Origin of the sequence: Microcystis flos-aquae FACHB-1344, from assembly GCF_014698375.1 — a bacterium.
GTDB classification, from domain to species: domain Bacteria; phylum Cyanobacteriota; class Cyanobacteriia; order Cyanobacteriales; family Microcystaceae; genus Microcystis; species Microcystis aeruginosa.
In genome coordinates this window covers 1-9,344 of the sequence record NZ_JACJSW010000113.1, presented here as the reverse complement: position 1 = coordinate 9,344, position 9,344 = coordinate 1, and the positions used below count along the sequence as shown (strand labels likewise).

Below are 9,344 nucleotides of genomic sequence, written 5' to 3'. Positions count from 1 at the left end.
TCCAAAGCCTTAAAGCCTTATTACGGATGAATTGTACTGTACGAATAGCTTCATCAATGGCAGAACACTGACTTGGTTTGACCACGGCTTTCATTTCTAAGACAATCATTGTTGATCGACCTCAAACAACTTATTTTATGTTAACCTGTATAGCACAAATTGTCAAGATTTTAGTTGACATTGAGCTTTTACATTGAGCCTTTACATTGAGCCTTTACATTGAGCCTTTACATTGAGCCTTTACATTGAGCTTTTACATTGAGCTTTTACATTGAGCTTTTACATTGAGCCTTTACATTGAGCTTTTACATTGAGCCTTTACATTGAGCCTGTCGAAATGTGTCGAAATGTGTCGAAATGTCGTGCTTCGTGTCACTGAGCTTGTCGAAGTGCTGTTTTATACTGGTCGGGGTTTCATCCCGTCGCTAAAAGCGAGGGCTTCGGCCGTGAGTTCAGCCGAACGGTCTTCACCCCGACATTCAAGATAAATTCTCATAGTGAGTCATCCTTTGTAAGCATCTTTTCGATGTCTACAACTCAGAATGATGACAACTGAGCCTTGATCGTCAATTTCATAACGCACTCGATAATCACCTACCCTAAGACGATATTCATTGGCATAGCCTTGCAACTTTTTAACTCCCGAAGGACGGGGTTCGTCAGTCAGCAGAAGGATTTTTTCGTTCAGGCGAGTTTGCACATCATCTGGAAAGCTTTTCAACTGCTTCTGCACAGGTTTAGGGATGATGACTTCGTAATTCATGAAGCTTGTTCAGATTGATTAGTGATATATTCTTGAATAGTTTGATAGTCGCCTATCTGATAAGCCTTTCGTGCTTCCTCTACTTCAGCTAACACCTCTGGATCATTTTCCATGGACTCTTCTTCTGATTCAAAAATCTGATCTTCTATAATTTCCATAAGTTTTCGTTTCACTCCTAAATCAAGGGTGGCAATTGCCTCGATTAAAGACTCTAAGGAGACTTGCATTTTAACCATTACCATGCTGTTTGTCCTCCAATTTTTACTTTTTTTGAGCGTTTAGGGGCGATAATCTGAATTACCTGACTCTCTAGTGCTGAGGCTATAGCTGATCCAATGCCGCGAGAACCTCCTGTAATCAGTGCTTGATAATTTGTGGCATTTGTCATGGATTAACTCAACCCAAAAACCAGTCTTCCCGTGGTTTGAAAGTTAAATAAAACTCCCTGAATGGTAGCCAGCAGAGCGGCTAACTTGTAATCCAGTCCAATAAGAATAAGAGTGGCAAAGGAAAAATAACCAAACAGTGTATTTATTACACCAACCAGCAAGAAACGGACAAATCTATGTTTCTTGACAATGCCAACAAGTTTATTATTTTTAAGAAGATACATTATTCATCATAAAAAAATGAGGTTAACTCAGCGGTAAAGCGAATAAGGAATTCAAGCAAACCGCTAAGCAGATGGATTAGCCTTCCCAAATAGCCCAAGAACAGTAAGGCTGATGAGGGAAACATCTTAACGCTAGATTATTTAAACCAAGAACCTCGGCGACAGCTTGAGTTTCTCCAGGGAAGTGCTGACAGTTCAATTCATCAAACACCAGTAAAGAACCTTTGGTTAGTCTAGGAATGATTTTTTCTAAGACATCTTTGGTTGGCTTGTAAACATCCATGTCAAGAATAGCCATGGCAACAATGGCGTGAGTGTTATCATCTAACCACTTAGGAAATGTGACTGAAGCATCTCCCTTAATCAATTCAAACTTTTTGATTTGAGGGATAGGTGATAAGCCTTGATGCAAGTTCAAGATGTCCTCAAGAACTTTTTCATAATCTTCTGATACCTTGTACTGTCCTACTTTTGAAAACCCTCCGTCTTTCTCGTCAATGGTTGCGAAACCTTCAAAAGTGTCAAAACCATATATCTTACGTGCGTGGTTATACGGCTCAAACATTCCCCGAAGATTGTTCAACGTTGTGAGCGTAGCACCCCATTGTACTCCAAATTCCAAGATTACACCTTGTACATCAACGATCTTTTTGTACAACTCATAGTAGTGAATTAAACGAGAAAACACTTGTCGCTTGAGCGTTACCTGAATGTCCCAGTTCCAAGCTCTACCCCCCATGACTGGCAACAATTGATCAACATATTTACGAAGTGATGCATCTATCTCCGCTTCAGTTGCGCTTCTTTGAGTAAACTCATCACTCTCGAGATGCAAAGCTTTATTTTTCATTTTTATCCTCCTAAGTTTTAGATGGTGTAAATTTACAGGGTTAGATCGTCAACACAAACCTGGACAGAGCCAGTGAAAAAGCTAGTAGTGGACAGGCACTATCTTTAGCTAATAAAATACAAAATTGAGTCATCATACACATCTGAGTAATGCCTAAAATATACTTTATATTTAGGATTTTGCGCTAAAAGGGTAGAAACAATGTCAACAAGGTCAGAGGGTCTGTGGTAGGCAGCGACTAAAACATCAGGAGCAGAAGAAAGAAGCCTTGTGCAACCACTTAGAGCTTCTGCTTCCGAGCCTTCTATATCTAGCTTAATTAAATCAACATTTTCATTGATTATCGAATCGAGCTTTGCTGCACAAACACTTCCAGAATCTTCCTTGACAACAGAGAACATCCCATTGTGATCTTCCAAAAAAGAAAGCATACAATTACTAGACCAAGCTGCATAAGGATAAATAACCAGACCATTGTTAAAATCCTTTGCCTGCTGCGCAATTTTCTTAACAAATTCAAGATTTGCTTCTACCGCATGAACCCGATCTAATGGGAAAAATGCTCGCGCTGCCTTTATTGTATCGCCGTCAAAAGCACCAACATCAAGAAAGTTTTTATAGTCTCTTGACTTGAATTTAAGAGGTACATCAAACCACATCCATTTGTTATTCACACGGGAGTTTTGGAGATGAAGTGGATTGAGCGAAGCTCTAAATAAAAGAATATCCAAAAATTGACTCTTGGAGTCTTCCTGCAAAACAGTATATACCCAATATAGTCTATCCAGATCATGGACAATGCAATTAGACATCTCTCTTTTCCTAGACTGTAGATGCACTAAATCGTAAAGAAATGTTGCCTCTTCATAAAAGATATGATTGTCAAAAACCATATCCTTTTGCTCAATCTGATTTTGTCCAGAGCCTAATATCACTTGAAAATCGATTAAGTCATCGATTTGATTGACCACATCAAATCCATCGCTACAGGCACTTTCCAAGGCATTAGGGTTTACATCATAAATTTGTACCGCTTGCTTTGCGAGTCTTAGCTGCTTGGATATTTGTTTACCTTTATTTCCATAACCAAATATAGCTAAAGGCTTATGTTTTTTACCTTCCAGAACTTCTAATCTAGAATCTCTGACATCGATTGCTTTCTGAATTTTCGTTTGAAAGTCTTCAAAGTTGATCATTTTGGGTTATCCTCCAGTTTTGGTAAAAAATTTACAGCTTTTCTCTGAATTAGAAAAATCGTTCAAGCTTGTCTAAAGCTATCCAAAAACCCTCACCTCCATTTTTATGTCCCTGCCAAATTTCAGGAATAAAAGACGCTTGAAGGTTTACTTTGCCTAGGACTTCAGCGAGAGCAGGAAAATCAATCTCCCCTTCTCCAATTTGTAATCCTTCTCCATCTACACCGGTAGCATCAGCAATGTGCAGATGAGCAATGTATTCTCCCACCTCTTCAATATATTCTGTCAGAGACCATTTATAACGATTACAGGCTAGTTTTGCATGAGAGACATCACAACAGATTCGATAGTTATGCTCACGACAGAAAGAGGCTATATCATCGGGATCTACGAAGATATTATGATGGCTCTGTCCACCAAAGTGCCAAGGTAGAGGTGGCATTGTTTGGGGGATAATCTCAACTCCCGTTTGATCAAGTTTTGCCAAACTGTCTAGAAGAGTTTCATACAATTTATGACGCTGTGTTGCTGGTAGAAAAGCATCCAAAGTAAATCCTCCTACATTCGTTACTATTTGCGTTTTAGTTGTGTTCGGAAAAAATTTAGTCAGTTCTCTAGTAATGTCAATAACTTTTTGTAAATTTTCGATTGACTGTTGACGATATGCTTCATCTTGAGAACACAAATCGAGAATGTGATCTCCTGCAAATAATTCAGGACTATGAATAACTAATTGGCAATTATAACTAGAGTTAAAGTATTCACTTATATCAGCTTCCATGTCTTTGTAGCTGAGATGAAATTCTAACAGTTCAAGGTTGGTCTTATTCAATAGTTTTTGAAAGTCATGATACCTAACCGGTATCCCCCATTTTCTACGGAAATCGTACTGTCTCGGTTGAATTGTTTCTGATATTAAATCACTGTCAAAAAAGAAATCACCAGCTTTCAAGTTTCTCTTAGCTTTTAGTCCAATCAGTTCTTGTTTGCGGTTGGGTTGTAATCCGCGACCAGGACTTTTCACAGCCAGCATTTCTTCTGTAATGATTTCTCCCGGTGCTAAATCGCAGGTAATTACCAAGCTTTTAGCTAAGGTTTCTCGATTCATTAACTCCCCCTGACTAAGACGACGTTCGGAGTTTGTTCCCATCGCTTCTTCTACTTGTCTGATTCCCTCTACCATCGCTTGAAATTCGGGAAATAACAAGCTAACCTTATGATCGTTACCTTCCCAAGACTTATCTAAGGTAAAATGTTTTTCGATCACCTTTGCTCCTTTTGCTACAGCAGCGACCGCAACATAAATACCGCGTTCGTGACCAGAATAACCCACAGGACATTCACCGATTTCTTTAAGACGATCTAAATAATTAAGATTAATGTCCTTAAAGGGGGCGGGATATGTGGAATTACAGTGCAGTAATATATACTGTGTTCCCAAACTCTTTAATAGTTTGACCGCTTCAATAATTTCCGACTCATTAGACATTCCCGTAGAACAAATTAAAGGTTTTCCAGTTTTCGCGAGGGCTGTAAGTAGGTCATAATTAGTAAGATCGGCAGAGGCTACTTTATAAGCAGACATCCCGTAATTTTCTAGTAAGCTTAGACTTTCTATATCCCAGGGAGTGCAGAGGGGAAGAATATTTCTCTCTTTACAATAATCAAACGCCGCAAACATTTCCTGTTGACTGAGTTGAAATCGAGATAACAGGTCTAATGTATATTGAGAACCCAAATCTTCGGAAAAATCATTGGCGTTGCCAGCATTGTGATAAAGAGACGATAAATCTCTCATTTGAAACTTAGCGCAATTTGCTCCCGCTTCTTTGGCTAAATCAATCAGTTTTTTAGCTGAGTCTAAACTCCCATTATGATTGTTGCCAATCTCAGCAATGACAAAAGTTGGTGAATTATGACTAATGACAAAATCCCCAATGGTTATTCCTGGTGAGCGGTTCCATGCGATCGCAATTAATCGTCGTTGACGATCTAAAATTGGCATCACCTCGCCACCATTGGAGAAATAGGACTCGCATTTGCTTAATCCCTCATCTTCCCAAACGAATAAAAATTTCTTATTATAAGCAAAATGAATGGGTTTATTGAGATCCATATCATTTTGTGCAATCATCCATCTACGAAAATCACCGTCTGTAAATATCCCTTCTAGAACTCCATCCTCCGTCAAGCAAAACACCACTCTTCTGCCATTGCTGCTGATTTTTTTTAAGGCATTGAGGATACTTTCTTCGGAAAAAGTAATATATTTGGTGATACTCTTTTCAACTAACATATATTCTCCTTTTGTGTAATTTAATAAATAAATCTAAATTTACTCTTCGACTAAAGGCACAATCATATTAGAAATAAACTCCTCCCGTTCTAAAAAAGGCCACAAATCTTCTAGGGGTCTAGATACCATAGTACCATCATCTTTTTTGAAGGATGATAGGCTAGGGGCGCGGACTTCATCTGTTGGTACCATAACCTCACAAACTATCGGATCGCTGCTATTGAGAATATCTCTAATCTGTTCTCTTAAATTAGCTGAACTGGATATTTGTGCCGTAGCTAAACCATAAGCAGAAGCAACATTCAGGAGATTAGGTAAGGTTAAACCACTGGTGGCATCCGCACCAACCAAACGCCCAAAATACTTTTTCTGCGAACTTCTAATAGAAGCAAACCCTTGATTATTGAAAACAAAAAATTTAATCGGTAAATTCAAGCGATGGACGGTTTCTAACTCCTGAATATTCATCTGAAATCCTCCATCACCATCTACACATATTGTGCGTCTAAGATCGCTGGCTAGACAAGCCCCTATACTGGCAGGTAGTCCAAAACCCATCGATCCTAACCCTCTAGTGTGAAATATCCTTTGCCCTGTCTTTACTTCAAAAACCAACAAAAATACTTCTATGCCATTGCCCGAACTACCGGACACTATGACATCATCGGAGGTAAGCTCTTCTGCCAAAACTTGAGAAAATACATAGCTACTAACTCCCTCGGTTTGTTCCCAATATTGAGGAAGAACAAGTGGGTATTTATTTTTCCACTCTTGGCAACGTTTTATCCAACTCTCATGGTTTTTGAGATTAAGTTTATCCTTCTGCTTGAGCAGCTCTTGAATAAAATCCTTGGCATCCGCACAAATTGGCAGTTCAATTTTTGTTTTCATTTTGTTGATTTCGTACTGATCTATATCAACAATGATTTTTTTGGCCGCTCTTGCTAATTTATCGTGAGCATACCCAGTTAAAGCCATATCTAAGCGTGCGCCAATGGTTAGAAGCAAATCTGAATTTTGTAGGGTAAAATTTGCTCCTCTTGGTGCCATCGAACCTGGCCTGCCAAAACATAAAGGATGATTGCTGGCTATTAAATCAAGCCCCAACCATGTCGCTAAAACAGGGATATTCAACCCTTCGACTAATTCCAAAAATTCCTTTTGTCCATCTGCAAGTCTAACCCCATTTCCCACCAATAATACTGGTCTTTCTGCTTCATTTAATAACTCAATTAGCTGAGAAACTTGATTGCTGAGATGGTGAAGATCAAAACTTGGCGAAACTTCTTTGGAATCAAAACCTTGCTGTTTTTCAGGATCAATCATTGCCCCTTGAACATCCAAGGGAATATCAATCCATACTGGACCTGGACGACCAGATTTAGCTAAATAAAGAGCTTTTTCTAAATGATATTTAATAGTATTTGGATCGGTAATAGTTATCGCGTATTTAGTGATAGATTGAACAATAGAAACAATATCTACTTCTTGTACTCCCAGTTGCCTTACGGCCAAATCCCCCATCAAGTCTGCTCGTTTAACCTGACCAGAAATAAATAAACATGGAGTTGAGTCAAGCCATGCTCCTGCTAAACCTGTGACAGTATTTGTTCCTCCTGGACCGGAAGTAACAATAGCCACACCAAGATTATTTGTCACTTTCGCATAAGCTTCGGCTGCGATGGCACTAGCTTGTTCATGTAGGTTACAGACAAACTCAATATCTGGACACTTCCCCAATGAATCGTTTAAGTGCATTGCACCACCACCGGGCAGCAGAAAAACGTGCTTTACACCCTGTTTGGCAATAGACTCGATTACATAGTCCGACAACTTAATCATAATTTTTTTTGTTTCTTTTGGATAATGTTAGAAGCTTGGCCAAATCTAATTTTTTACCAACTGAGCTTATCGCCATTAAACACGATCCTTGAATTTTTGTCAATAACTTGTCTGTTTTTTCCCAGTACTCTTGCAATTTCCTATTATTTAAGGTTTTCCATAAGTTTCAACTCCTTCTTAACTTCTAAGATCTTGATGAATTATAACTAGCCGTTCGGATAATTGATTCCCCTAGGGAAATCAAGGGTTTAAGTTGTAACTCAGAAAACGCTCGTTTTACTGAAGGAACGTAACGTTCAGCAGGTTTACCCGGGATAGGTTCTTTAGCTATAATTACCTCGACTTTTAATACAAATGTACTGGCAACAACTTTTGCTAATTCAGCGATAGTTAAATCCTCATCTGAACCGACATTGTAAGGGTAGCATGATTTTCCCTTAAACAAAATTGTCCACAGCCAAATCGCCAAATCCGCCGCGTAGAGATAAGAACGATAAGGAGTACCATCCCCCTGGATGAGAATCGGACCCCCCGTCATACCATCTCGAATGAAATTACCAATAGCAAAATGGGTATCCAGGGGCAAATAGGGACCGACAAAGGCAAAGCAGCGAGCAATTTTCGTTTCTAAGCCCTGTTGTTTAGCATAGAGAGTACAGAGCATTTCTGCTGCCCGTTTTCCTTCTGCATAAGCATAACCCGGATTAGTTAAATCAGGAGAGCCTAAATAGTCTTCAGAAACATGGGTTATCTCAGGGGGTTGTTTGCCATAAACGGCGCCGGAACTGGTTAATAAGAACTTTTTAGCCTGACAAAATTTAGCAAATTCTAAAGTATGCCTTGTTCCCTCAATAATCGTATCAAACATCAGTAAGGGATCTTCTTGATTGAGCTTGGCACTCGCTTCAGTGGCACCATGAATAATATAAGAAAACTCCCCTTCAGGAAACTCAAATGACCTAACATCACCGCTATGGAATTGAATAGCGGGATGATTGGCTAAATGAGGAGCTTTTTGCCTGAAAATATCAGGATTTCTGGTTAAAACCACTGCCGATGCTTTTAAGTCTAGCTGATCATTAGCCCAAATAAAACTTTCTAATAACCAACAGCCAAAAAAGCCTGTACCTCCGGTAATAAATATCCGTTGTCCCCGCAATTCCTCCCAGAGGTCCTTAGTGTGGGCGAGAATGTGATTTAAGTCATTTGTTAGGTTAGGTTGCATCTTCAGCCCCGAATCATTACCAAGATTCCTTCCATGATTTTATCAGCATTTGACAAGTCTCCTACAAGGTTTCTGGTTCAACGCCTAATTCTCTTAATTTTTCAACTAATTTTTGCCGTAACATTCGCTCCTGTTCGAGTTGATATTCAGTTTGTGCGACTCGTTCACTCCCCCACAATAACAGATTGCCCGACTTATCCCACCAGCGCAACCAATAGGCTGTTACTTCCGCTTTTTTTCCCTGCCAGACTCCCAAAAATAAGTTAATCTCTGCTATCCAATAACGATTGTTTTCATCAGGTTTTTGTTGTTCATACCTTCCTTGATTTAATCGATAAATTTCTAATTCTCCAGTTTTTGGTTGAAATATTCCATAGATAGGTACTTGTAAGATTTGCTCGTAAAAATACCATTTTCCATAGGGATAGTGAGGATTGATGGAATATTCACCCCCTTCGGTTTCCGAGATAAACTCTAGGACAATGGTAGGAATTTCTCCTTCAAGATGGGGAGTATAACTGCGCCGAATTGTTCCACTAGCAATGGGTTTTACCGAGGG

10 protein-coding genes and 1 pseudogene are annotated in these 9,344 nt (G+C 39.2%); all 11 read right to left on the bottom strand.

What is annotated here, in order from left to right:
- A pseudogene (locus H6G48_RS09325) lies at nucleotides 1–109 on the bottom strand (transposase); the annotation flags it as partial.
- Nucleotides 110–502: 393 nt separating this feature from the next.
- Complete coding sequence (locus tag H6G48_RS09320; protein ID WP_061431665.1) at nucleotides 503–763, bottom strand: type II toxin-antitoxin system RelE family toxin; 261 nt, start codon at nucleotides 761–763, stop codon at nucleotides 503–505.
- Nucleotides 760–1,005 carry a hypothetical protein gene (locus tag H6G48_RS09315; RefSeq protein WP_061431664.1) on the bottom strand — a complete coding sequence of 82 codons (246 nt, stop codon included), beginning with the start codon at nucleotides 1,003–1,005 and terminating at the stop codon, nucleotides 760–762. Before H6G48_RS09315 ends, H6G48_RS09320 begins: the two co-directional genes overlap by 4 nt.
- On the bottom strand, nucleotides 999–1,151 hold the full coding sequence (locus tag H6G48_RS09310; RefSeq protein WP_190721247.1) for a hypothetical protein: 153 nt from the start codon (nucleotides 1,149–1,151) through the stop codon (nucleotides 999–1,001). Before H6G48_RS09310 ends, H6G48_RS09315 begins: the two co-directional genes overlap by 7 nt.
- Nucleotides 1,152–1,154: 3 nt before the next feature.
- Nucleotides 1,155–1,376 carry a GtrA family protein gene (locus tag H6G48_RS09305; protein WP_190721245.1) on the bottom strand — a complete coding sequence of 74 codons (222 nt, stop codon included), beginning with the start codon at nucleotides 1,374–1,376 and terminating at the stop codon, nucleotides 1,155–1,157.
- A 76-nt stretch (nucleotides 1,377–1,452) separates the two neighbouring features.
- Nucleotides 1,453–2,226 carry a TylF/MycF/NovP-related O-methyltransferase gene (locus H6G48_RS09300; RefSeq protein ID WP_190721243.1) on the bottom strand — a complete coding sequence of 258 codons (774 nt, stop codon included), beginning with the start codon at nucleotides 2,224–2,226 and terminating at the stop codon, nucleotides 1,453–1,455.
- 104 nt (nucleotides 2,227–2,330) lie between these two features.
- The gene (locus H6G48_RS09295; protein WP_190721241.1) at nucleotides 2,331–3,422 is read right to left on the bottom strand and encodes an FkbM family methyltransferase; all 1,092 of its coding nucleotides are present in this window, start codon (nucleotides 3,420–3,422) and stop codon (nucleotides 2,331–2,333) included.
- 49 nt (nucleotides 3,423–3,471) lie between these two features.
- On the bottom strand, nucleotides 3,472–5,718 hold the full coding sequence (locus H6G48_RS09290; protein WP_190721239.1) for an N-acetylneuraminate synthase family protein: 2,247 nt from the start codon (nucleotides 5,716–5,718) through the stop codon (nucleotides 3,472–3,474).
- A 39-nt stretch (nucleotides 5,719–5,757) separates the two neighbouring features.
- Nucleotides 5,758–7,560: a thiamine pyrophosphate-binding protein gene (locus H6G48_RS09285; RefSeq protein WP_190721237.1), complete on the bottom strand. Its 1,803-nt coding sequence runs from the start codon at nucleotides 7,558–7,560 to the stop codon at nucleotides 5,758–5,760.
- A gap of 184 nt (nucleotides 7,561–7,744) precedes the next feature.
- A complete protein-coding gene (locus H6G48_RS09280) occupies nucleotides 7,745–8,785 on the bottom strand; it encodes an NAD-dependent epimerase/dehydratase family protein (RefSeq protein ID WP_190721235.1) in 1,041 nt (346 codons plus the stop codon).
- A 61-nt stretch (nucleotides 8,786–8,846) separates the two neighbouring features.
- A partial coding sequence (locus tag H6G48_RS09275) for a Uma2 family endonuclease (protein ID WP_190721232.1) occupies nucleotides 8,847–9,344 on the bottom strand: 498 nt, incomplete at its 5' end.